Consider the following 22617-nt stretch of genomic DNA (forward strand, 5'->3'; position numbering starts at 1 on the left):
TTTGGCCGCGATCGACTTCGACGTTGAACTGAGGCGGGCCGGCGCGCATGCGACCGGGGGCTGGCGCCGCGTACTGTTTTTGGCACAGCGGCATGTGCTGGGTGCCGCGGGCCTCGTCATCATGACCGTGTTCGTATTCACGGCCGTCTTCGCCGATTTCATCGCGCGCTACGATCCCCTGTCGATCGATTCGGCCCGCGCTCTCGCCCGCCCGAGCCTGGCGCACTGGATGGGAACGGACTCCTTCGGCCGCGACGTGTTCAGCCGCATCATCCACGGCGCGCGGATCTCGCTGGCGGTCGGGATCGGCTCGACCGCGCTTGGCGGCACGATCGGCGTCATCGTCGGCCTCACCTCCGGCTATCTCTCCGGCTGGGTCGATCTCGTGTTCCAGCGCGTCTCCGACGTCCTCCAGGCGCTGCCGCTGCTGGTCCTGGCGCTGGTGATGACGGCGGCGCTCGGCCCATCGCTGCCGAACGTGATCATTGCGATTGCCATTCCGCTGATCCCGACGGTCGCGCGTGTCATCCGCGCCAACACGCTGGCGCTGCGCGAACTCCCCTTTATCGAAGCCGCCAAGTCGATCGGCATGAGCGAAGTGCGCATCGCGCTCCGCCACGTGCTGCCGAACACGCTGGCGCCGCTGATCGTACTCGCGACCGCCCAGCTCGGCTCGACCATCCTCACCGAGGCCTCGCTCTCCTTCCTCGGCCTCGGCATTCCCGAGCCTTATCCATCATGGGGCCGCATGCTCTCGGAGTCCGCCGCCGAATATGTCCGCACCGCGCCGTGGCTGGTGATCTTCCCGGGCATCGCGATCAGCCTCGCCGTGTTCGGCGCCAACCTGTTCGGCGACGCCTTGCGCGACATTCTTGATCCGAGGCAACGCGGCTGATGGCTGACAAACCCGACCTCGTGCTCGATGTGAAGAACCTGAAAACGGTATTCTTCACCAATTCCGGCCTGTTCAAAGCGGTCGACGACGTCTCCTTTACCGTGAAGCGCGGCGAGACGCTGGCGATCGTCGGCGAATCCGGCTGCGGCAAGAGCGTCACCGCGCTGTCGCTGATGCGGCTGGTGCCCGACCCGCCCGGCCGCATCGTCGGCGGCTCCGTCTCGCTCGAAGGCACCGATCTGCTGGCGCTGGACGAGGCGGAGATGCGTGCCATCAGGGGCAACCGCATCTCGATGATCTTCCAGGAGCCGATGACCTCGCTCAATCCGGTGATGCGGATCGGCGACCAGATCGTCGAGGCGGTGCGGCTGCACCGGAACATCCCGGCCAAAGAGGCCCAGAATATCGCCGTCGAGATGCTGCGCCTGGTCCGCATTCCCGAGCCGGCGCGACGCGCGAAGGAATATCCGCATCAACTCTCCGGCGGCATGCGCCAGCGCGCGATGATCGCGATGGCGCTGGCCTGCCGACCGGCGCTGCTGATCGCGGACGAGCCGACCACGGCGCTCGACGTCACCATCCAGGCGCAGATTCTGGCGCTGATCCTCGATCTGCAGAAGGAGCTCGGCACCGGGCTCGTGCTGATCACGCATGATCTCGGCGTGGTCGCGCAGACGGCGCAGCGCGTGATCGTGATGTATGCGGGCCGCAAGGTCGAGGAAGCCAGCGTCGAAGCGCTGTTCGCCGCGCCGAAGCACCCTTATACGCGCGGGCTGATGGCCTCGATCCCGGCGGTGCCGGCATCCGGCGTCGCGGCGCCGGCACGGCTGAATGAAATTCCCGGCACCGTGCCGTCGCTGGTGCGGCTACCGAAGGGATGCGCCTTCGCACCGCGCTGCAAGCTCGCGATCAAGCGCTGCGAGGCTGAATATCCACCGCTGGCGGATTGGGGCGGCGGACATCTTGCCGCCTGCTGGCGTGCGGAAGAAGTCGCGGAGGTGGCATGAGCGACGTTCTGCTCGAAGTCACCAACCTCAAGAAGCACTACCCGGTGCGGGCCGGCGTGCTGCGCCGGCAGGTCGGCACCGTGCACTCGGTCGACGGCGTCTCGTTCTCGCTGCATGCCGGCGAGACACTCGGGCTCGTCGGCGAGTCCGGTTGCGGCAAGTCGACGGTGGCGCGCAGCGTGTTGCGGCTGGTCGAGCCGACCTCGGGCCAGATTCGCCTCGACGGCGAGGATATCACCCATCTGTCCAAGGCAGCACTGCGCCCGCACCGGCGCTCGATGCAGATCGTCTTCCAGGACCCGTTCGCCTCGCTCAATCCGCGCATGACCGCCGGCGACATCGTTGGCGAGCCGCTTGCGGTGCACGGGCTCGCCAGCGGCAAGGAACTGGAGGCGCGGGTCGCAACGCTGTTCGAGCAGGTGGGCTTGCGAGCCGATCAGATGCACAACTTCCCGCATCAATTCTCCGGCGGCCAGCGCCAGCGCATCTGCATCGCGCGCGCACTGGCGCTGGAGCCGCGCCTGATCGTCTGCGACGAGCCGGTCTCCGCGCTCGACGTCTCGATCCAGGCGCAGGTGATCAACCTGCTGATCGACCTGCAGCGCCAGCACGGCTTCTCCTATCTGTTCATCGCGCACGACCTCGCCGTGGTCGCGCACATCAGCCACCGCGTCGCCGTGATGTATCTCGGCCGCATCGTCGAGATCGCGGGCAAGGACGAGCTGTTCCGCAATCCGCGCCATCCCTACACGCAGGCCCTGCTCGCCTCAGTTCCGGTCGCCAATCCGCTCGCGAAGAAGCTCGCGCCGCTGGTCGACGGCGATGTGCCGAGCCCGGTCAATCCACCCTCAGGCTGCGCGTTTCACACCCGCTGCCGATTTGCGATGGAGCGTTGCAGGACGGAGCGGCCGGCGCTGCTGGACGCGGGCGACGGGCATCAGGTGGCATGTCTGCTCAATGAGGGCACGGGGCGGAGCAACACAGTCCCGTAGGGTGGGTTAGCCTTGCGGACTTCGCGAAGCGTGGTCCGCAAGGCTAACCCATCACTTCTGTTTCCGCGGAGCTCAAAGAGGTGGATTACGCCAGCGGACCGCGCTTCGCGCGGCCGCCGGCTAATCCACCCTACGCTCGGTACGATTGCGGAGCGTGCTGATCACCGGCCAGGCCGCCAGCGCTGCGGCCAGATGCTTGAGCGTGTGGCCCGAGACGATGTGTCCTGTCGCTTCGAAAATGAGCGCGTCACCGAGTTCGAAAAGCTTCGCCAGCACATAAAAGAAGATCACGCCGCCGAGCGGCACGCCGAGCGCGCCAGGCTGCGGCCGCGTCAACGCCAGTCCCACGGCAAGTGCCATGCCGCCGAACTGCACGACCACCCATGGCGTGAGATTCTCGCGTGCCACCCAGGCAGCAAGCAAGCCCGCAACCATCATCAGCACCAGCACCGCCTCGCCGGCGCGCACACTGACGCGCTCACTGGCCGCGATGCCCAGAAAGCCTGCGAATGCCACCGCCATGCCGAGACGATCAGCCACGAGCCGTTGTGGCATGTCGGGGTCCAGATGATAGAAGCCTGAGCCCAGGCAGGTGAGGATCAGGCCGACGAAAAACCAGCTTGCACCCACTGGCGCATCATGGCGGGCGCGCAGCCGCTCCGAGCCCCAGACGCCCATCGCGAGAAAGGCGAGATTGCTCAGCACATCGCCTGCGTTGGGCACGCCGAGCCAGGTGCGACTGTCGACGAAGTGCGGGATGTGCCAAGCGGCGGCGGGCAGCGCGGGGGCAAGGAGCGCCGACAGCGCCAGAACGCAGAGGGCCCCAATCAGGTATCTCTCGCGGAGTTGTGGGGCGGCGAACGAGAAGCGGCGGGATACCGACGAGAGCGTCGGATTGGTCGCTTGGGCGGGATCATTGACGCGCAACATGCCGGCTCCAAAATTGAACAATGTTCATTATTTGTAGCTGGAAAATGAACGCCGTTCAAATTGAATTTCTCCCCTTGCGCCAATACGCAATTAAGCGACTGAATTAATAAGGGAATTTTTATCGCACGCGAGATGCCGTAGGGTGGGCAAAGCGGAGCGTGCCCACGGCTTTTCTGCGATTAGCGCGAGATGGTGGGCACGGCGCTTTGCGCCTTTGCCCACCCTACGATTGCGGAGTTCGTGGCGCCGACTATGCCCCGATTTCCGCAACGATCCTGCCCGTCGTCACCTGCTCGCCTTCGGCGACGTCGATAGCCGCCACCACGCCGTCGACGCCGGCCTTGTGGACGTGCTCCATCTTCATCGCTTCAAGCGTCAGAACCGGTTGGCCAGCGGTGACGCGGTCACCCGGCTTGACCAGGACGGCGACGACGCGGCCGTTCATGGCGGCGCGCACCTTGCCGTCGCCGCCATTGGCAGCAGTGGCCTTCGGCGCGGCGAGCGTGAGATCGCTGACCGCGAGCGGGATGCCACGGTGCTGGAGATAGAGGCGGTCGCCGTCGCGCAGGAATTTTGCACTATCCATCAAGCCATCGTGGCGGAAGCGGACGGCGTCGGCGTCGAGTTGATCAATTTCGAATGTGTTTCGCCGGCCGTCGATGGCAACGGTGTAGCTACCATCGCGCTCGCGCGTGACTTCGAGTTCGTATGTCTGACCGGCGATCTCGATCTTCGCTGGCAGCGGAAAGGTGGCAGCGAGGCTCCGCCCGCCCTGCCATGACGGTGTGCGCGGGTTGGTGATATAGAGCAGCAGGCCCGCCAGCGCCAAGTCAAATGCCGCGTTCGCGCGCGGTGCCAGCAGCTCGTCGCGATGCGTGCCGATGAAGGCCGTCGTCGCCTCGCCCCTGGCAAAGCCGGGATGACGGAGGCAGGACATCAGAAACGACTGGTTGGTGGTCACGCCGAACGCGGTCAGCTGCTCGAGGCCGACGATCAGTCGCCCCCGCGCCTCCTCGCGGCTCGCGCCGTGGCTGATGACCTTGGCGATCATGGAATCGTAGAACGGCGGGATCTCCGAGCCCGATCGCAGCGCGTGCTCGACGCGGATGCCGTCAGGCACCTGCCAGCGCGCCATGCGGCCCGACTGCGGCATGAAGTCGTGCGCGGCATCTTCCGAGCACAGCCGCACTTCGATGGCATGGCCGGAGAACTTGACGTCCTGCTGCTTCACCGGCAACGGCTCGCCGCGCGCGACGCGCAGCTGCAGCTCGACCAGATCCAGCCCGGTGATCGCCTCTGTCACGGGATGCTCGACCTGGAGACGCGTGTTCATCTCCATGAAGTAGAATTCGCCACTGGCATCGAGCAGGAATTCCAGCGTGCCGGCGCCTTCGTAACGCAGCGCCTTCACCGCGGCGACCGCGACTTCACCCATCTTCGCGCGCAACACCGGCGTCACCGCAGGCGACGGCGCCTCCTCGATCAACTTCTGGTGCCGCCGCTGCACCGAGCAGTCACGCTCGCCGAGATGGATGGCGTTGCCATGGCTGTCGCCGAACACCTGGATCTCGATATGGCGCGGGTTCTGAATGGCGCGTTCGAGAATGACGGTGGGGTCGCCGAACGCCGCCTTCGCCTCCGACCGCGCACTGCGCAGCGCATCCGGGAAGGACGCCGCGTCCGTCACGAGCCGCATGCCACGACCGCCGCCGCCGGCGACCGCCTTGATCATCACGGGAAAGCCGATCTTCCTGGCCTCCGCCAGCATGACTTCATCGCCTTGATCGGCACCCTGATAGCCGGGCACGCAGGGCACGCCGGCCTCCCTCATGATCTCCTTGGCGCCGGCCTTGTTGCCCATCGCCTCGATCGCCTGTGGCGACGGGCCGATGAAGACCAGGCCCGCATCCTTGCAGGCGCGCGCAAAATCCTCGTTCTCGGCGAGGAAGCCGTAGCCGGGATGAACCGCATCTGCGCCGCTCGCTTTCGCCGCGGCGATGATCGCGGGGATGTTGAGATAGGATTGCGCCGGCAAGGGTTCGCCGATGCGCACGGCCTGATCCGCCTGCTGCACATGGATCGCATCGCGATCCGCATCCGAATAGACCGCGACGACGCCAAGGCCGAGCTGCCGGGCGCTGCGCATCACGCGCAATGCGATCTCGCCGCGATTGGCGACCAGGACCTTGAAGAACGGCCGGTGCTGCACTGATCCGTTCCTCATGGGCGGGCCACCGAGAACTGCATGCGCTGGGGATTCCGCGCGTCGCCTTCGCGGCAGATCGCGAGCACTTCGGACAGCACCGCGCGGGTGTCGCGCGGATCGATCACCCCGTCGTCGAGCACGCGCGCGCTGGTCGAGAATACATCCATCTGGCCGTCGAACACGCCGATGATCTGCGCCTTCATGGCATCGAGCTTGTCCTTTTCGACCGGCTTCCCGCGCCTCGCGGCGGCCGCTTCCGTCACGATAGCCATGGTCTCGGCGGCCTGCTCGCCGCCCATCACCGCGGTCTTGGCGTTCGGCCAGGAGAAGCAGAAGCGCGGATGGAAGCCGCGGCCGCACATGCCGTAATTGCCGGCGCCGAACGAGGCGCCGCAATAGATGGTGATCTGCGGCACCGTCGCCGAGGTCACCGCCTGGATCATCTTCGAGCCGTGCTTGATCATGCCAGCTTCTTCATAGGCCTTGCCGACCATGTAGCCGGTGGTGTTGTTGAGATAGAGGATTGGCGTGCGGGTCTGGCAGCAGGCCTGGATGAAATGCGTCGCCTTGTTGGCGCCGGCGGGATCGAGCGGCCCGTTGTTGGTGATGATGCCGATCGCTTGTCCTTCGATGCGGGCGTGGCCGCAGACGGTGGCGGGTCCGTAGTTCGGTGCCATCTCGGTGAAATCGGAATCGTCGACGATACGTGCGATCACCTGCTTCATGTCGACGGAGCGCTTGTGGTCCATCGGCATGATGCCGAGCAGCTCGTCCTGGTCGTAGCGCGGCGGCTTGAATTCCGACGCCGTCCTGCCCGGTCGCTCCCATTGCAGCGCCACCATGATCTCGCGCGCGATGCGCAGTGCATCGCGGTCGTCCTCGGCGAGGTAGTCGCCGAGACCAGACACTTGCGTGTGCATCTCGGCGCCACCGAGCTCTTCTTCCGTAGCGATCTCGCCGGTCGCGGCCTTCAGCAGCGGCGGCCCCGCGAGGAAGGCGCGGGTACGGCCGCGCACCATGACGATGTAGTCGGAGAGACCCGTCTGATAGGCGCCGCCGGCAGTCGAGGAACCGTGCGTGACGGTGACGACGGGCAGGCCTGCCGCAGAGAGCCGCGCCAGATTGCGAAAAATGTTGCCGCCGCGGACAAAGTCCTCGACGCGGTAGCGCAACAGGTTGGCGCCGGCGCTTTCGACCAGTTGCACGTAGGGCAGCTTGTTCTCCAGCGCGAGCTCCTGCACCCGCAACGTCTTGTCGAGACCGTAAGGCTGCAGCGCACCGGCATCGATGCCGGAATCGCTGGCGCTGACCATGCAGCGAATGCCCGAGACGAAGCCGATGCCCGCGATGACGCCGCCGCCGGGCACGCTCTTGGTCGCGTCGGGTACATCGAACATGTAGCCGGCGAGCGTCGACAGCTCGATGAAGGGCGCGCCGGGATCGAGCACCAGCGCGACGCGCTCGCGCGGCAGCAGTTGGCCGCGCTTGTGAAAGCGATCCTTCGCCGCCGCCGACGCCGCGCGGGTGCGCTCTTCCAGCGCGCGCATGCGATCGATCAGGCCGAGCATGCCGTCGCGGTTGGCGTGGTAGGCGGCGCCGCCGGGGGAGATGGTGTTTTCGAGAATGGACATGACTCTATCCTACCCGTCATTGCGAGGAGCGAAGCGACGAAGCAATTCAGTCTGTTTCCGCGGATGTACTCTGGATTGCTTCGCTTCGCTCGCAATGATGGCTGGGGCTACATTCAGCGATTCGTCCCAAAGATCTTCCGCGCCTCGGCGGGGCTCGCGATCTCGCGGCCGGCACGGCGGGCACAGGCGGCGACGGCTTCGATCAGCTGGCCGTTCGATGTCACCTTCTTGCCGTCGGCGAGATAGAAGGTGTCCTCGAGACCGGTGCGCAGGTGGCCACCGAGCTCGGCGCAGCGCTGGTGCAGCGGCCAGATCTCCTCGCGGCCGATCGCGGTGACCTGAAAATGCGCCTCGGGACGTTTCAGCTTGATCAGGATCGGCAGCAGCTCCGGATCCGAAGGCATTCCCGAAGCGACGCCCATCACAAAATTATACTCGAGCGGTCCCTTGTACATGCCGACCTGCGTGTACATGCCGACGCAGCGGACGATGCCGACGTCGAAGCATTCGAACTCGGGAATGGTGCCGACCGCGTTCATGACGTCGAGATAGTCCTTCACCTTCTCGACCGCGTTGTCGAACATCATCGGTGGCCAGGCCCAGGTATTGTCGGCCTTCACCTTCAGATAATTCAGCGAGCCGGCGTTGCAGGCGGCGATCTCCGGCTTGGTCTCACGGATGCAGTCGAGCGCGCCGGAGTAGTTCGGCCCTGACACGCCCGAGGTGTGATTGATGATCACGCCGGGACAGGCTTCACGGATCGCCTGCTGGATCTCCCTGCTGACGGCGACCTCCCAGGACGGCAGATGGCCCTTGCCCGGCGCCTGCTGACGCAGGTGGATGTGCATGACGGACGCACCGGCGTCGAACGCAGCCTTGGCCTCGCGCGCCATCTGCTCGGGCGTCACGGGCACATTGTGCTGCTTGGGGTCGGTGAGCACGCCGTTCAGCGCGCAGGTGATGACGGCCTTGTCGCTCATGCCTTGGATATCTCGCACGTTGAGAATTCAACGCTTGCGATCATGGGATGGGTGGCATGCGGCTTCTTGCGCGGAGAAGCTGGAAAACACGACGAATTCGTAGGGTGGGCAAAGCGAAGCGTGCCCACCATCTTTGCCAGTTGCCGAGAGGTGGTGGGCACGGCGCAAGAGCGCCTTTGCCCACCCTACGAGTGCGAGCCTAACTCGCCTCCGCGAGCCTCACCGTCTCGGTGCTGCGATAGATCGCAAGGTCGCGCGAGCCGACGAAGATCGCGCGCGGCTTCAATCCGTAGAAGCGGCGGATCGAATGGCTGAAATGCGTGGAGTCGGGATAGCCGATGTCCTGCGCGAGATGGGCGAGGTTGAGGTCCTGGTTGGCGAAGTGCAGCAGATGCCGTGCGCGCTTCCAGGCGCGGAAGGAGCGGAACGAGATGCCGGTCTCTTCCTTGAACAGATGCAGGAAGCGCGAGGCCGAGAGCCCTGCTTCCGCCGCACAGGTGTCGGCCGTCACCGGCTCGCCGGAGAAACGCTCGATGCGGGCGACGGCGCGGGTCACGCGCGGATCGAGCTCGCGGCGAGCAAGCGCCTCGCCAAAGCACATCTCGTCGAACTCGGCGGTGGTGATGTCGCCATAACGGCGCTGGCGCAGCAATGCGTAAGCGGCCAGGATCTTGCGGGCATAGAGAGCCTTGTCTGGCCCGCGCAGCCGCTCGGCCAAAGCCTCGATCACGCCATCCGGCATGCTTTCCGGCTCGAGGGTCACGCTGATTGCAGTGCGGTAGTCGCTGGCGATGGAATGCCGCTGGTTCGGCAGGGTCACGATCAGTTCGTCCGACGTGTGGACGTCGTCGATCGTCAGGTGCAGGCTGCCTTTCACCGCGACGTAGATATGGCAGCAGCCGGGGGTCCGCTTGCGAGGGCGCCCGAGCAGGCCGGCATAGAATACCCGCTCCGGCGTGATCAGCATCAGATGGTCGGATTCGCGACCTTTATCTTCCATTGGGGATCCTCCTCGCGCGGCTCTCTGGCCGCTGCGGACGGAGGTCACCTTAGCGGAAATTTGGGCGCTGTCACGACGGGATAGCGCTGTCATCGAGCGCAAAGCGTTGGCATTCCAGGACAGCGATGCGCCGGTCCGGAACCATCGTGAGACTATAGTCTCGACGCGCGGAGGTTTACGCCCTCACGCGCGGTGCAACATTCTGCTCGGCGCCAGCCTTCTGTTCCGCAGCAACCGCACGCTTGAAACCGTCGCGCTGCTGCAGGCGGGCCCAATAGGCTGCGACATTTGGCCCAAAATCCTTGGCAAGCCCGATGTTGTCGGCCAGCCGAAGCGCATAACCGATGACAATGTCAGCGGCGGTGAAGCGGCCGGCGCATAATGTTTCGGCATTGGCCGTCGCGGCTTCGACAGCGCGCAACCGGCCGAGGAACCATTTTGCATAGTCGCCGGCGACCTGCGGATTGCGCCGCTCCTCCGGCTCGAGCTGGGTGTATCGGAGCACCAGCGTCTGCGGGAAGGTTAACGTGGCGTCGCTGAAATACATCCAGTTCAAGAACGCGCCATAGGCGGGATCTTCCGGCCCGACCATCAGCGGCGTCGGGCCATGCTTGATGCCGAGATAGTGGCAGATGCCGGAGGATTCGGTCATCTTCGTCTCGCCGTCGACCATGAAGGGAATCGTGCCGAGCGGATTGAGCGCGAGATATTCCTTGGCGAAGACCCGCGGCGGGAATGGCAGCATCTTCAGCTCATACGGCAGCCCCATCTCCTCCAGCATCCAGAGCGGGCGGAACGAGCGCGCGGCGTCGCAGTGATAGAGCGTGATCATCAGGCGTTTCCTTTGCTGCCGGGCAGCGTGCCCATCATCTTGCACAGGACCATCAGCATGACCTCGTCGGCACCGCCGCCGATCGAGGTCAGGCGGCTGTCGCGATAGGCGCGGCTGACCGGCGTCTCGTTGGTAAAGCCCATTCCGCCCCAATATTGCAAGCAGGCGTCGGTGAGCTCGCGGCCGAGCCGGCCGGCCTTGAGCTTGGCCATGGTGGCGAGCTTCGTCACGTCCTCGCCGGCCACCAGCTGCTCGGCGGCCCGATAGATCAGCGCGCGCAGCAGCTCGACCTCGGTCTGCATCTCCGCCAGCTTGAAGTGCACCACCTGGTTGTCGAGGATCGACTTCCCGAAGGCCTTGCGGTTGCGGGTATATTCGATGGTCTGATCGATGATGTATTCATGCGCCTTCAGGCAGGCCGCCGCACCCCAGAGCCGCTCCTCCTGGAACTGGATCATCTGGTAGGTAAAGCCCTTGCCCTCCTCGCCGATCCGGTTGCGCTTGGGCACGCGGACATTGTCGAAGAAGATCTGCGCGGTGTCGGAGGAGCGCATGCCCATCTTGTCGAGCTTGCGGGCGACGGTGACGCCCTTGCTCTTCATGGGCACGCAGATCAGCGACTTGTTGCGGTGAACGGGCCCGTCGCCGGTGTTGGCGAGCAGGCAGATCCAGTCGGCCTGGGTGCCGTTGGTGATCCACATCTTGCCGCCGGTGATGACATAATCGTCGCCGTCGGAGCGCGCCTGGGTCTTGATCGAGGCCACGTCGGAGCCCGCACCGGGCTCGGAGACGCCGATGCAGGCGACGAAATCGCCCGAGATCGAGGGCGCCAGGAACTCGCGGCGCACCTCATCCGAGCCGAACCGCGCCAGCGCGGGCGTCGCCATGTCGGTCTGCACCCCGATCGCCATCGGCACGCCGCCGCAGGTGATGGCACCCAGCTCCTCCGCCATCATCAGCGCGTAGGAGTAGTCGAGGCCGGAGCCGCCGAACTCCACGGGCTTGTTCAGGCCGAGGAAGCCGAGGCTGCCCATCTTCTTGAACAGCTCGTGCGCCGGGAAGATGTCGGCCTTTTCCCATTCATCGACATGAGGATTGATCTCGTTGGCGATGAACTTTTGTAAGCTACGGCGAATGTCGTCGTGGTCGGCGGTGAATAGCATTCTTTCCCCTTTGTCATTCCGGGGCGCGCGAAGCGCGAACCCGGAAACCAGAGATCAGTCCTACAATGTCGAGATTCTCCGATGCGCAATTGCGCATCGTAGTTCGGCGCTTGGCATCGCCCCACGGTGGTGATCACAACCCCATCTGCCGGCTGGCCAGATCCTTCATGATCTCCTCGGTGCCGCCGCCGATGGCGTTGACCTTGACCTCGCGGTAGATGCGCTCGGCCTTGATGCCGCGCATGAAGCCGGCGCCGCCGAAGATCTGTACGGCTTCCGAGGCGCAGAAGGCCATGGTCTGCGTCGCCTGGTTCTTCATCATGCAGATTTCGGCGACCGGGCTCTCGCCCTGCTCGAGCCGCCAGGCCAGCATCTCCAGCATCGCCTGTGACGCCGCCACCTTCTGCGCCATGTCGACGATCTTGTGCCTGATGACCTGGTGCTGCGCCAGCGGCTTGCCAAAAGTCTTGCGCTCCTTGGCGTAGGCGATCGCCTCGTCCAGGCAAACCCGCGCGAAGGCGGTGCAGGCGGCCGCCATGCCCATGCGCTCGCTGTTGAAATTCTGCATGATGATCTTGAAGCCCTGGCCTTCCTCGCCGATCAAGTTTTCGGCCGGCACGCGGCATTGGTCGAAATGCAGCGTCGCGGTATCGGAGGCCCACCAGCCCATCTTCTTCAGCCTGGTGCGCGACAGGCCGGGCGTATCGCCCTCGATCAGGAGCAGGCTGACGCCGCCGGCACCTTCGCCGCCCGTGCGCACCGCAACGGTCAGATAGTCGGCGCGCATCCCCGAGGTGATGAAGGTCTTCTCGCCGCTCACGACGTAGTGATCGCCGTCGCGCCGCGCCCTTGTGGCGAGGTTCGCGACATCGGAGCCGCCGCCCGGCTCGGTGATCGCGAGCGCGGAGATCTTGTCGCCTGACAGCACCTGCGGCAGCACGCGTGCCTTTACCTCCGGCCGTGCCGCCCGCGCAATCGGTGGCGAGCCGATGGTGTGACTCATCAGGCTGGCGCTGACGCCGCCGGCGCCCGCGCGCGCCAGCTCCTGACTGGCCACGATCTTCATGAACTGGTCGGCGGCGATCCCACCATATTCCTCGGGGAATCCCAGCCCCAACAGGCCGATCTCGGCCGCCTTGCGATAGAGCGCGCGCGGGAATTCGCCGGCCTCGTCCCACTCATGGGCGAACGGGGAGATCTCCTTCTCGACGAAGCGGCGCATCATTTCGCGGAAGGCATCGTGCTCGGCGGTATAGAACGGGCTCTTCATCGCAGTCTCGCCTCGCGGACGGATTCGTCTCGTTCACCATGGCCGGAACATCGGCTGCTCACTTGCGCAGAGTGGCTGACCAAAGAACCACTGCGGCGCAGGCCATGGCCTAGCAACTCAACGCAAGACGATTTTGACCCCTCGCGCGCCAACTCCAAGTCAAAAAACGTCGATGCACCAACTCCGGCTGGTCCCCAGGGCCACGCCGGGCATGGTGCACGGCAACAGCGATGCAGGCGGCAAAGGCCGCCGAGGGAGGAATTCTTGGCCGTTCGTTACTACGACTGGATCGTTCACCATGGCCGCCGCACGCCTGACAAGGTCGCGCTGGTCGATCTTGCGAGCGAGCGCCGCTTCACCTATGCACAGCTGGACGCCCGCGTCTCGCGCCTCGCCTCATTCCTGCGCCATACGCTGAACGTCTCACGCGGCGACCGCGTCGCGGTGCTGGCCCTGAACACGACCGATACGCTGGAGGTGCAGTTCGCCTGCGGCCGCCTGGGCGCGATCTTCGTGCCGCTGAACACCCGCCTCACCGTTCCCGAGCTTCAGTTCATCACCAGCGATTGCGCACCGAAGGTGATGATCCACGACACCGATCTGGCCGAGACCGCGCTCAGCGTCGCAAAGCTGTGCGGCATTGCGACCAGCCTGCTGCTCGGGCCCGGCGGGGCCTATGAGGCCGGCATCGCCGGCGCAAAGCCGCTCGAGGCGATCGAGCAGGTCACGCTCGATGACGTCTCGACCATCATGTACACGTCGGGCACGACGGGACATCCGAAGGGCGCGACCATCACCCATGGCATGACCTTCTGGAATTGCGTCAATCTCGGCGGCCCCGCCTGCATCGGGCCGTCCTCGGTGCTGCTCACCGTGCTGCCGCTGTTCCACACCGGCGGGCTGAATTGCTACACCAATCCGGTGCTGCATGCCGGCGGCACCGTGATGATCATGCGCGCGTTCGATCCCGGCACCGCGCTCGGCCTGATCAACGACCCCGCGCAGGGCATCAACGTGTTCTTCGGCGTGCCCGCGATCTACCAGTTCATGGCGCAGCACCCCGCCTTCGCGACGACCGATCTCGGCCGGCTGATCGTCGGCGGCGTCGGCGGCGCGCCGATGCCGGTGCCGCTGTTGAAAGTGTGGGAGGCGCGCGGAGTCGCGCTCCAGCAGGGCTACGGCATGACCGAGACCTCGCCGGCCGTGCTGGTGCTCGACCGCGAGGATGCGGCGCGAAAGGCCGGCTCCGCCGGCAAGCCCGTGCTGCACACCGAAGTGCGCATCGTGCGTCCTGACGGCAGCGATGCCGATGTCGGCGAGCTCGGTGAGCTCTGGGTCAAGGGGCCGAACATCACGCCGGGCTACTGGAACAGGCCGGAGGCGAACAAGACCTCCTTCACCGACGGCTGGCTGCACACCGGTGACGCGACGCGCGTCGACGAGGAGGGCTTCTACTACATCGTCGACCGCTGGAAGGACATGTACATCTCCGGCGGCGAGAACGTCTATCCGGCCGAGGTCGAGAACGTCCTGCATCAGCTCGCGGCCGTTGCCGAAGCTGCCGTGATCGGCATTTCCGATCCGCAATGGGGCGAAGTGGGCCTTGCTATCGTCGCGGTCAAGCCGGGCCAAAAGCTGACCGAGGTCGATGTCCTCGCGCATTGCGCGGCCAATCTGGCGCGCTTCAAATGTCCGCGCCAGATCCGCTTCGTCGACGCGCTGCCGCGCAACGCCACGGGCAAGATCCACAAGCCGACCTTGCGCAAGGAGTTCTCGGTGGCCTCCGAAGTCGACAAGAAAGTCGCCAACGCCTGACCCAAGCGCCCCTCGCGGGCGCTTTTTCTTTTTTGAAGTGCCTGCTCGACCCAACAAGAAACCCCAAGGAATTTCCATGAAGAACAAGAAACTCGTCCTGCTCGCCGCGGCAACTGCCCTGACGCTACTCTCCACCCAGGGCGCTTTCGCGCAGAAGAAATACGACACCGGCGCCAGCGACACCGAGATCAAGATCGGCAACGTCGAGGCCTATTCCGGTCCGGCCTCCGCCTACGGCATCATCGGCAAGACAGAGGAAGCCTATTTCAAGATGGTCAACGACCAGGGCGGCATCAACGGCCGCAAGATCAACTGGATCTCCTACGATGACGGCTATTCGCCGCCCAAGACCGTGGAGCAGGTCCGCAAGCTGATCGAGAGCGACGAAGTATTCCTGATCTTCAACGCGCTGGGCACCCCGACCCAGACCGCCGTGCAGAAATATCACAATGCCAAGAAGGTGCCGCAGCTGTTCCTCGCCACCGGCGCCAGCAAGTGGAACGACCCGAAGAATTTTCCCTGGACCATGGGCTTCCAGCCCAGCTACCGGGTCGAGGCGCGGATCTTCGCCAAATACATCCTGCAGGCCAAGCCAGATGCCAAGGTCGCGATCTTCTATGCCAATGACGATTTCGGCAAGGACTACGTCGCCGGCATCAAGGAGATCTTCGGCGACAAGGCCTCCTCGCTGGTCGTCGCGGAGGAGAGCTATGAGACCACCGAGCCGTCGATCGATTCCCACATCGTCAAGCTGAAGGGAACCGGCGCCAACGTCTTCGTCAACATCTCGACGCCGAAATTCGCGGCACAGGCGATCAAGAAGATCGCCGAGCTCGAATGGAAGCCGATGCATGTGATGACCGACGTCTCGATCTCGATCGGCGCCGTGATGAGACCCGCGGGCCTCGACGCGTCGGAAGGCGTGCTGTCGGCGACCTATCTGAAGGACGCGTCCGATCCGCAATGGAAGGACGACGAAGGCATGAAGAAATTTCTCGCCTTCATCGACAAATACATGCCGGGCGCCAACGTCTCCGACACCAACCTCGTCTACGGCTATGCCGCAGCGCAGACCCTGGCGCAGACCCTGAAGCAGTGCGGAGACAATCTGACGCGAGAGAACGTGATGAAGCAGGCCGCCAGCCTGAAGGACTTTACGCCCGATACGCTGATCCCCGGCATCAAGATCAACACCGGCGCCAACGATTTCGCGCCGATCGAGCAGCTCAAGATGATCCGCTTCAAGGCCGGCCAGTGGGAGCTGTTCGGCGATATCATCAGCGCCGAAACGGGCGGTTAGTTGCACATGATGGCCGTGGGCGATGGCGCGCAGCTCGCGCCTTCGCCCGCCGCCATGCGGATCTCCGCCACCGGCAAACCCAGCCGGCGATCGTCGCCGGCGGCCGCAAAGCGCGGACATGTCCATGCCAGTATCGCCGTGCCTGATGACGGTCGATCGAGTTGCAGGACGAAAGCACCGGCGTCGATCGCGATCGCTGCATCGGCGACTCGTACGCCGTCGAGATAAAATCTTACCCCGATTCGATCCAAAGGCTCGCGAATCTCGGGCGATACGATGCGGATGATGCTGCGTCCGGGCGACACCTTGATCCGCAAGGCAGCTTCCGGCTCACTCCAGCGAAAGCTGTGGCCCTGCCAGACCTCGCACGCGTGGAAGCCGGCTTGCGCCATCACCTCATCCCCGAGACGCGACAGCTTCGTGCCAGCGGGCTCGCTGCCGCCCTGAATGCAATCGAGGCGCTGAAAGTGAATCAGTGAGGCGATATAGCGCTTCAGCCAACGCGCGATGCTGTCGGGAGAGCCGCCCATGGTGAGCATGGTCAGCACACAGCGGGCATAGACTGCGGAGAGGCGCGCTGAACTGCGCGCAGAGCGGCCGCCGACCAACGCGATCACGCCCCAGCGCCCGAGCGCCTGCACGCTTTCGCCGTTCACTCGAGCGGATCGCATCCGTGCGCCGAGGGCACTCCGCGCAAGCGCGGTGTCGAAATCGTCGCGCTTGCTCCACTCGGTGGGCACTTCCAGCAGCTCGCTACCGGGATCACGGTGCGCCTCGCCAAGATAGCGGATCTCGCCCCGAACGAAATCGAGCGTGAAAGTCTTAAGCTCGCCGATCTTGCCTATGTAATAGTGATGGAAGCGCGCCTCTTGCAGATAACCAATGGCATGGCCTCTCGCGTGATATGCCGCAGCCAGCACCCATTCGGCGAAATGGCCGAGCTCCTCGCGCAGGCCGCCGCATTCCCAATAGACGTCGCGCCGCGTCACGAAGCACTGATCAAGCACTTTGCGCCAGGGATGCCGCTTCATGCCGAACTCGATGTCGGCCTGGTACATCGCAGCCTCCGCCACGGACAATCGATTGTGGCAGATCGGAACCGAATGGCAGGAAAAGCCGGCCCACTCGGGATGAGCCTCGATGGCGCGGATACACAGCTCGATCACATCGGGCGCGGGCCAGCAGTGCGATTCGGTGAAGAACAGATAGCTGCCGCGGGCTTTGGTTGCGCCGAATGCGCACAGCCCGATATCGTGTTCGGAATCAGTGAACTCGAGGCGAGCCTCGTCGCCGGCCAGCGCCTTCAACGCCTCGCGCGTCTTGAAATCCGGTGGCACGACCAGGATGATTTCGTAAAGCGACTTGTCCGCGGTCTGCGATGTCCAGCCGAGCCAGGACTGCTCCCATTGCCCGCGATGATATTCGAGCGGGATGATGATGGAGAACAGCGGAGATTCGCCGAGGCATGGGGCGCGCGCGTTCTGCATACCCCCTTATAGACGCAGGCAACGCCATTCCGGATTCTTTCTTGCGGACTATACCGACAGAAACAGTGCGAAGGATTCTTCCACCGTGCGGCGCAGATGCTTTCCGTACAACGCATGGTTGGCGTCGCCGGGCCCGACCCTCCCCAGCGACGGCTTCGGGACGTTCCGGAGCGGTACGTAGGCGATCGGCGCTGCGATCGGCGTGAGCTGTGAACCAGGCCCGGCGCGGAGCGTCGAGATGATGCCGTACATCTCGCCGGCGACCGTCGGCCGCGACACTGTGATCACGCGATGCTGGCCGTGCTTGATGATGACGAGGTAGATGAAGCCTGACTGATGCGGGACGGCGACCTCGCCGGTATGCTCGTAGGCGGTATCGGTGCGATCGCCCTCCCGAAAGACCAGCGAAGACACCTTCGGCTCCCAGACGATCTCGGTGCGGTACGCGAAGATCGCGTCCTTGTCGCCGAACGACGGCCGCAGCGTGATGTAGACGTCCTCGAGCCAGGTCACGGCGCGATGCGCATAGGAGCCAAGACTGTCGGGAGCGACATCGTTGGCGGCCTGAGGCGCCGCCACGACGGGACTCTTCCGCAAGGAGACGCCCAGCGCCTGCTCCAGCCGGACCGTCGTCGCCAGCGTAAACGGGCGTCGGCCGCCGAGCACCTTCTCCAGCGTCGACAGGCTGAGCTTGGCCTGCTCGGCCAGCGCCTGCCGGGAGATCCGGCATCTGGCGAGCTCCTCGCGAATGGTCTCGGCGATCTCGCGGCTCTGCTCGTCCGAAAGCTGCTTGTCGGCGGATTTGTCCTGAATCTGCATCGCTAACCCTGCTCCAGCACGGCCATTCTAGCAGGGCGGACAAACCAGCACAAAACCGCACATGGGCGCCCCCACGGCGGCCTGCGCGGGCCGGCCGCGGCGGAACATGACCGATCATTCTGCTCGCAAAATCGGCCCCTCCCAGCGAATGCTCAGAGCCAGCAAACGTCCTTTCGGGAGCAGGCCAATGGACACCTACGACACAGCCGACAACGACGAGCACCCCATGTTGAAGGGGCTGATCAAGCTCGGATTGTTTCTTCTCGCGCAGGGCATCGCGGTGATGCTGATGGCCTTCATAGCCCTGCTCGTCAGCTTCGGGACCAGTTGGTCGGCCACGACAGAGCAGGCCAGCCTGCTCCAGCCCGGCGACGCCAAGTCCGGCTCCCTCCTCCTGAAGGAGGATGGCGCCACCACCGAAGCGATCCGCCTCGGCACCGACATCGACATCACCGTCTCGGGCCCGACGCTGCGCGCGCGCGTCACCCAAATCTTCCGCAATCCGACCAAGGACTGGGTCGAAGCAACCTATGTCTATCCGCTCGCGACCAGCGGCGCCGTCGATACGCTGAAGATGGTGGTCGGCGACCGCGTCATCGTCGGAGACATCAAGGAGCGGCAGCAGGCCCGCGTGATCTACGAAGAGGCGCGCCGCACCGGTCAGAGAGCTGCGCTCACCGAGCAGGAGCGGCCGAACATCTTCACCAATTCGGTTGCCAATATCGGCCCCGGCGAGACCGTGCTGGTGCAGATCGAATATCAGGAACCCGTGCATCAATCCGGCAACGAATATTCGCTGCGCCTGCCGCTGGTGGTCGGACCGCGCTACAATCCGGCGCCGATCGTCCAGAGCGTCGACTTCCGCAAGGACGGATCGGGCTGGGGCGCGGCGACCTCGGACCCGGTCCCGGACAGTGACCGTATCTCGCCGCCTGTGCTGGATCCCGCCAGGAATGCACCGGTCAATCCGACCAGCATCACGGTGCGCCTGAAGGCCGGCTTCGCGCTCGGCGAGGTCAAGAGCCACCACCATAAGGTCAAGGTCGAAAGTCCGGACAACACGGATCGCGTCATTACGCTCGCCGACGGCGCGGTCCCCGCCGACCGCGACTTCGAGCTGACCTGGAAGCCCGCCGCCGAGAAGGCGCCGTCGGTCGGCCTGTTCCGCGAACATGTCGGCGACGCCGACTACCTGCTCGCCTTCGTCACTCCGCCCAGCGCAGAACAGACGACACAAAAGCCATTGCCGCGTGAGGTCGTGTTCGTGATCGACAATTCGGGCTCGATGGGCGGCACGTCGATCGTCCAGGCCAAGGCGAGCCTCGCCTACGCTCTGTCGCGGCTCCAGCCGACCGACCACTTCAACGTCATCCGTTTCGACGATACCATGGATGTGCTGTTTCCCGATTCCGTGCCGGCAGACGCGGCCCATGTCGGTGATGCCACCTCGTTCGTGAGCGCGTTGCAGGCGCGCGGCGGCACCGAGATGGTGCCGGCAATGCGCGCCGCGCTGGCCGACAAGCTCGGCGACACCGGCATGGTTCGCCAGGTCGTCTTCCTGACCGACGGCGCAATCGGCAACGAACAGCAATTGTTCGAAACGATCACGGCGATGCGCGGCCGCTCGCGCGTCTTCATGGTCGGCATCGGGTCGGCGCCCAACACCTATCTCATGACACGCGCCGCCGAGCTCGGCCGTGGTGCCTTCACCCACATCGGCTCCGTCGAGCAGGTGGAGGAGCGCATGCGTGGCTTGTTTGCCAAGCTGGAAAACCCCGCCGTAACCGGCCTTACCGCGAAATTCTCCGAGGCCAACGCCGACATCACCCCGACGATCATCCCCGACGTCTATCGCGACGAGCCGCTGGTGCTGGCAGCAAAGCTCGACAAGCTCGCAGGCTCGCTCGAGATCAAGGGGCGGGTCGGCGATCGTCCATGGTCGGTAACCCTGCCGCTGCAAAATGCCGCCGAAGGCAACGGCCTGTCGAAACTCTGGGCCAGGCGCAAGATCGGTGATGCCGAAGTGGCGCGCGCCATGCGGGAGCTCGCGCCCGAGGAGGCCGACAAGGCGATCCTGGCGCTGGCGCTCGACCATCAGATCGTCACGCGCCTGACCAGCCTTGTCGCCGTCGACAAGACGCCGAGCCGGCCCGAAGGCGCGCCGCTCAAGCTCAGCGAATTGCCGATCAACCTGCCGGCCGGCTGGGAGTTCGAGAAGGTGTTCGGCGAACGGCCGCAGGTCCCGGCACACTTGCGTGAACGCCACGCCGATGCGCGCACCTCACCGGCCGCGCGGCGTCCGACACCCGCAGGGCCTGACGCGATCCGTCTGCCCAAGACAGCAACTTCAGCCGAGCTGAAGATGATCGCAGGCCTGGTCCTGATCGTGCTCGCCCTGATCCTGTTCGTGTTCAACCGGCGTCGGCTCTTGCTCACCGACGCCGCTTGAGAGAGGAGCCTCCCCGAGCTCCTCTGTTAGCGCGCGCGGCTGCCCGTCCCATACCAACGGCCGCGCGCGCCTTTTTCTCTGTCATTGTGAAGAGCGAAGTGACGAGAGTAGATGTCATGCTCCGCCTCTTATCTCCCCTGGTTCTGGCACTGATCGGACTCATCCTGTTCGGCGACGGCGCCTACATCCATGCCAAGGCGTGGCTGGCGCAGGTGCTGCTGGAGCGCGCGTTCGACAAGAGCCTTGCGACGGGCGAGGCGATCAAACCATGGGCATGGGCCGATACCTGGCCGGTCGCGCGGATCGAAGTGAAGCGGATTGGCGCCAGCGCAATCGTGCTGGAAGGTACGAGCGGCCAGGCGCTCGCCTTCGGACCGGGCCACATCCATCAAACGGTTGATGCCGGCGAGCGGGGAGTTGCCGTATACGCAGCGCATCGTGACACCCATTTCCGCTTCTTGCGGAATGTTGCCGTCGGAGACGTCATTGAGGTCACCCGCCGCGACGGCAAGCATTTTCACTATCGGGCGGATTCTTCGGCCGTTGTCCGTTTCGACGCGTCGGGCATCGCCCCCTCGACGCAGGGCGTGGAACTCGTGCTCGCGACCTGCTGGCCGTTCGACGCCGTTACGTCCGGCCCGGAGCGCTACGTCCTGCATGCCACCTTGATCGAAACGCGTGAATAGCGGTTCGCAATCGACCCATCCGGGAACGATCGAGCCTTCTCAAACCGCGCCGGACACGCCGGGTCCATCGCGTTTGACGCGACCGTGAACTGGCGCCGTCGACCAGAGACCTGTAAGAAGATTCCATTGTTTTGGACGTTGTAATTTGCGAAAGCTCGATAGATGGACGACGAGTTCAGGCAGCGCCTCGAACAGCGATTGGAGCAGCTCGAAAATCGCGTCGCGCTGCTCGAAAGGAATCAGGATCTCATCGCCGCCGGGCAAAGAAGATCTTCGCTTCGGAGCCTCTGGCGGCGTCCGCCGATGTGGACCTTCGAGCAATATCCACCGCGCCTGCTCAACCTGATGGCTTTCCCGCCAGCACCCTCGATCCATGAGAATGCACCGCGGATCGCGATGGTCACGCCGAGCTACAACCACGCGCAATATCTCGGCGCCACGATCGACAGCATCGTGAGCCAGAACTATCCGAACCTGTATTACCACGTGCAGGACGGCGCCTCGATCGACGGCACGGCTGATCTCCTGAAGGGCCGCGGCGAGAGCATCAGCTGGAAGAGCGAACCTGACAGCGGGCAATCGAACGCCATCAATCTCGGCTTCGCCGGCGTCGACAGCGAGATCATGGCCTATCTCAACAGCGACGACATGCTGCTGCCGGGGACGCTGGCCTATGTCGCCAACTACTTCACGTCGCATCCGCATGTCGACATCGTCTATGGCCATCGCGTCTTCGTCGATCGCGAGGGACTCGAGGTGGGCCGTGCCGTGCTGCCGCCCCATGACGGGCGCGCGCTGCAATATGCCGACTATATCCCGCAGGAGACGATGTTCTGGCGCAGGCGCGTATGGGACAGGATCGGTCCGATCGACGAGAGCTTCCACTACGCGATGGATTGGGACTTCATCCTGCGGGCGCAGGCCGCGGGATTCAAATTCGTGCGCCTGCCGCGATTTCTCGCCTGCTTCCGAATCCATGATGCCCAGAAGACGGCATCGACCTACGCGATCGGCGTCCGGGAGATGGGCATCCTGCGGCGCCGCGCTCTCGGCTTCGATCCGACACAGATTCAGATTCGCCGCGCCATCGCCCCCTATCTCGCGAGGCAGGTCATCTTTCACTACGCCCACAAGCTGAGCCTGCTGGGATACTGA

Annotated in this window: 19 protein-coding genes; 8 read left to right on the plus strand and 11 right to left on the minus strand. The window is 64.7% G+C overall.

The genetic code is table 11. The annotated features are described in order from the left end of the window. Position 1: 1 nt before the first annotated feature. From GGD65_RS14835 to GGD65_RS14845, 3 genes are read left to right on the plus strand one after another with little or no spacing between them, the layout of a single operon-like run. The gene (locus tag GGD65_RS14835; protein ID WP_018316802.1) at positions 2–895 is read left to right on the plus strand and encodes an ABC transporter permease; all 894 of its coding nucleotides are present in this window, start codon (positions 2–4) and stop codon (positions 893–895) included. Then, on the plus strand, positions 895–1902 hold the full coding sequence (locus tag GGD65_RS14840; RefSeq protein WP_183235728.1) for an ABC transporter ATP-binding protein: 1008 nt from the start codon (positions 895–897) through the stop codon (positions 1900–1902). Before GGD65_RS14835 ends, GGD65_RS14840 begins: the two co-directional genes overlap by 1 nt. After that, positions 1899–2894: an ABC transporter ATP-binding protein gene (locus GGD65_RS14845; RefSeq protein ID WP_183235729.1), complete on the plus strand. Its 996-nt coding sequence runs from the start codon at positions 1899–1901 to the stop codon at positions 2892–2894. The genes GGD65_RS14840 and GGD65_RS14845 overlap by 4 nt, the downstream gene beginning before the upstream one ends. A gap of 120 nt (positions 2895–3014) precedes the next feature. On the opposite strand, the gene GGD65_RS14850 is transcribed toward GGD65_RS14845, so the two are convergent. The 8 genes from GGD65_RS14850 to GGD65_RS14885 all read right to left on the minus strand — a co-directional run bounded on the left by GGD65_RS14850 (position 3015) and on the right by GGD65_RS14885 (position 12906). Further along, positions 3015–3824 (minus strand): hypothetical protein, encoded by an 810-nt coding sequence (locus GGD65_RS14850; RefSeq protein WP_183235730.1) that lies wholly within the window; start codon positions 3822–3824, stop codon positions 3015–3017. A gap of 250 nt (positions 3825–4074) precedes the next feature. Beyond that, positions 4075–6048 carry an acetyl-CoA carboxylase biotin carboxylase subunit gene (locus tag GGD65_RS14855; RefSeq protein WP_183235731.1) on the minus strand — a complete coding sequence of 658 codons (1974 nt, stop codon included), beginning with the start codon at positions 6046–6048 and terminating at the stop codon, positions 4075–4077. Next, positions 6045–7661, minus strand: a complete 1617-nt coding sequence (locus GGD65_RS14860) for an acyl-CoA carboxylase subunit beta (protein WP_183235732.1) — start codon at positions 7659–7661, stop codon at positions 6045–6047. The genes GGD65_RS14855 and GGD65_RS14860 overlap by 4 nt, the downstream gene beginning before the upstream one ends. Positions 7662–7774: 113 nt before the next feature. Beyond that, positions 7775–8641 carry a 3-keto-5-aminohexanoate cleavage protein gene (locus GGD65_RS14865; RefSeq protein WP_179732987.1) on the minus strand — a complete coding sequence of 289 codons (867 nt, stop codon included), beginning with the start codon at positions 8639–8641 and terminating at the stop codon, positions 7775–7777. Between the two features lie 199 nt (positions 8642–8840). Continuing rightward, a complete protein-coding gene (locus GGD65_RS14870) occupies positions 8841–9641 on the minus strand; it encodes an AraC family transcriptional regulator (protein ID WP_092251622.1) in 801 nt (266 codons plus the stop codon). A 175-nt stretch (positions 9642–9816) separates the two neighbouring features. Beyond that, a complete protein-coding gene (locus GGD65_RS14875; RefSeq protein WP_028139679.1) occupies positions 9817–10473 on the minus strand; it encodes a glutathione S-transferase family protein in 657 nt (218 codons plus the stop codon). Then, positions 10473–11636, minus strand: coding sequence for an acyl-CoA dehydrogenase family protein (locus GGD65_RS14880; RefSeq protein WP_183235733.1), 1164 nt, complete (start codon positions 11634–11636; stop codon positions 10473–10475). Before GGD65_RS14880 ends, GGD65_RS14875 begins: the two co-directional genes overlap by 1 nt. A 133-nt stretch (positions 11637–11769) precedes the next feature. Next, a complete protein-coding gene (locus tag GGD65_RS14885) occupies positions 11770–12906 on the minus strand; it encodes an acyl-CoA dehydrogenase family protein (protein ID WP_183235734.1) in 1137 nt (378 codons plus the stop codon). Between the two features lie 264 nt (positions 12907–13170). Between GGD65_RS14885 and GGD65_RS14890 the strand changes: the two genes are divergently transcribed. Next, entirely contained in the window at positions 13171–14721 is a 1551-nt protein-coding gene (locus tag GGD65_RS14890) for a long-chain fatty acid--CoA ligase (protein WP_183235735.1), read from the plus strand. A gap of 76 nt (positions 14722–14797) precedes the next feature. Next, positions 14798–16021 (plus strand): ABC transporter substrate-binding protein, encoded by a 1224-nt coding sequence (locus GGD65_RS14895; protein WP_018316790.1) that lies wholly within the window; start codon positions 14798–14800, stop codon positions 16019–16021. Here GGD65_RS14895 and GGD65_RS14900 read toward each other — a convergent pair. Both GGD65_RS14900 and GGD65_RS14905 read right to left on the minus strand, forming a co-directional pair. Further along, entirely contained in the window at positions 16018–17508 is a 1491-nt protein-coding gene (locus tag GGD65_RS14900; RefSeq protein WP_183235736.1) for a glycosyltransferase family 2 protein, read from the minus strand. The genes GGD65_RS14895 and GGD65_RS14900 overlap by 4 nt on opposite strands. Positions 17509–17556: 48 nt before the next feature. Continuing rightward, on the minus strand, positions 17557–18327 hold the full coding sequence (locus GGD65_RS14905; protein ID WP_183235737.1) for a helix-turn-helix transcriptional regulator: 771 nt from the start codon (positions 18325–18327) through the stop codon (positions 17557–17559). 187 nt (positions 18328–18514) lie between these two features. On the opposite strand from GGD65_RS14905, the gene GGD65_RS14910 reads away from it, so the two are divergent. Beyond that, positions 18515–20776 (plus strand): marine proteobacterial sortase target protein, encoded by a 2262-nt coding sequence (locus GGD65_RS14910; protein WP_183235738.1) that lies wholly within the window; start codon positions 18515–18517, stop codon positions 20774–20776. A 116-nt stretch (positions 20777–20892) separates the two neighbouring features. Further along, the gene (locus tag GGD65_RS14915) at positions 20893–21462 is read left to right on the plus strand and encodes a class GN sortase (RefSeq protein ID WP_183235854.1); all 570 of its coding nucleotides are present in this window, start codon (positions 20893–20895) and stop codon (positions 21460–21462) included. A 39-nt stretch (positions 21463–21501) separates the two neighbouring features. Here GGD65_RS14915 and GGD65_RS14920 read toward each other — a convergent pair whose 3' ends face one another. Further along, positions 21502–21726: a hypothetical protein gene (locus GGD65_RS14920; protein ID WP_179732273.1), complete on the minus strand. Its 225-nt coding sequence runs from the start codon at positions 21724–21726 to the stop codon at positions 21502–21504. Between GGD65_RS14920 and GGD65_RS14925 the strand changes: the two genes are divergently transcribed. Beyond that, positions 21625–22617, plus strand: coding sequence for a glycosyltransferase (locus tag GGD65_RS14925; RefSeq protein WP_183235739.1), 993 nt, complete (start codon positions 21625–21627; stop codon positions 22615–22617). The genes GGD65_RS14920 and GGD65_RS14925 overlap by 102 nt on opposite strands.

Source organism: Bradyrhizobium sp. CIR18 (assembly GCF_014198295.1).
GTDB lineage: Bacteria > Pseudomonadota > Alphaproteobacteria > Rhizobiales > Xanthobacteraceae > Bradyrhizobium.

Bases quoted from the DNA above. Each gene is read 5' to 3' on its own strand.
- GGD65_RS14840 (WP_183235728.1), top strand. From the start codon at position 895: ATGGCTGACAAACCCGACCTCGTGCTCGATGTGAAGAACCTGAAAACG.
- GGD65_RS14845 (WP_183235729.1), top strand. From the start codon at position 1,899: ATGAGCGACGTTCTGCTCGAAGTCACCAACCTCAAGAAGCACTACCCG.
- GGD65_RS14850 (WP_183235730.1), bottom strand. From the start codon at position 3,824: ATGTTGCGCGTCAATGATCCCGCCCAAGCGACCAATCCGACGCTCTCG.
- GGD65_RS14855 (WP_183235731.1), bottom strand. From the start codon at position 6,048: ATGAGGAACGGATCAGTGCAGCACCGGCCGTTCTTCAAGGTCCTGGTC.
- GGD65_RS14860 (WP_183235732.1), bottom strand. From the start codon at position 7,661: ATGTCCATTCTCGAAAACACCATCTCCCCCGGCGGCGCCGCCTACCAC.
- GGD65_RS14865 (WP_179732987.1), bottom strand. From the start codon at position 8,641: ATGAGCGACAAGGCCGTCATCACCTGCGCGCTGAACGGCGTGCTCACC.
- GGD65_RS14870 (WP_092251622.1), bottom strand. From the start codon at position 9,641: ATGGAAGATAAAGGTCGCGAATCCGACCATCTGATGCTGATCACGCCG.
- GGD65_RS14875 (WP_028139679.1), bottom strand. From the start codon at position 10,473: ATGATCACGCTCTATCACTGCGACGCCGCGCGCTCGTTCCGCCCGCTC.
- GGD65_RS14880 (WP_183235733.1), bottom strand. From the start codon at position 11,636: ATGCTATTCACCGCCGACCACGACGACATTCGCCGTAGCTTACAAAAG.
- GGD65_RS14885 (WP_183235734.1), bottom strand. From the start codon at position 12,906: ATGAAGAGCCCGTTCTATACCGCCGAGCACGATGCCTTCCGCGAAATG.
- GGD65_RS14895 (WP_018316790.1), top strand. From the start codon at position 14,798: ATGAAGAACAAGAAACTCGTCCTGCTCGCCGCGGCAACTGCCCTGACG.
- GGD65_RS14900 (WP_183235736.1), bottom strand. From the start codon at position 17,508: ATGCAGAACGCGCGCGCCCCATGCCTCGGCGAATCTCCGCTGTTCTCC.
- GGD65_RS14905 (WP_183235737.1), bottom strand. From the start codon at position 18,327: ATGCAGATTCAGGACAAATCCGCCGACAAGCAGCTTTCGGACGAGCAG.
- GGD65_RS14910 (WP_183235738.1), top strand. From the start codon at position 18,515: ATGGACACCTACGACACAGCCGACAACGACGAGCACCCCATGTTGAAG.
- GGD65_RS14915 (WP_183235854.1), top strand. From the start codon at position 20,893: ATGCTCCGCCTCTTATCTCCCCTGGTTCTGGCACTGATCGGACTCATC.
- GGD65_RS14925 (WP_183235739.1), top strand. From the start codon at position 21,625: ATGGACGACGAGTTCAGGCAGCGCCTCGAACAGCGATTGGAGCAGCTC.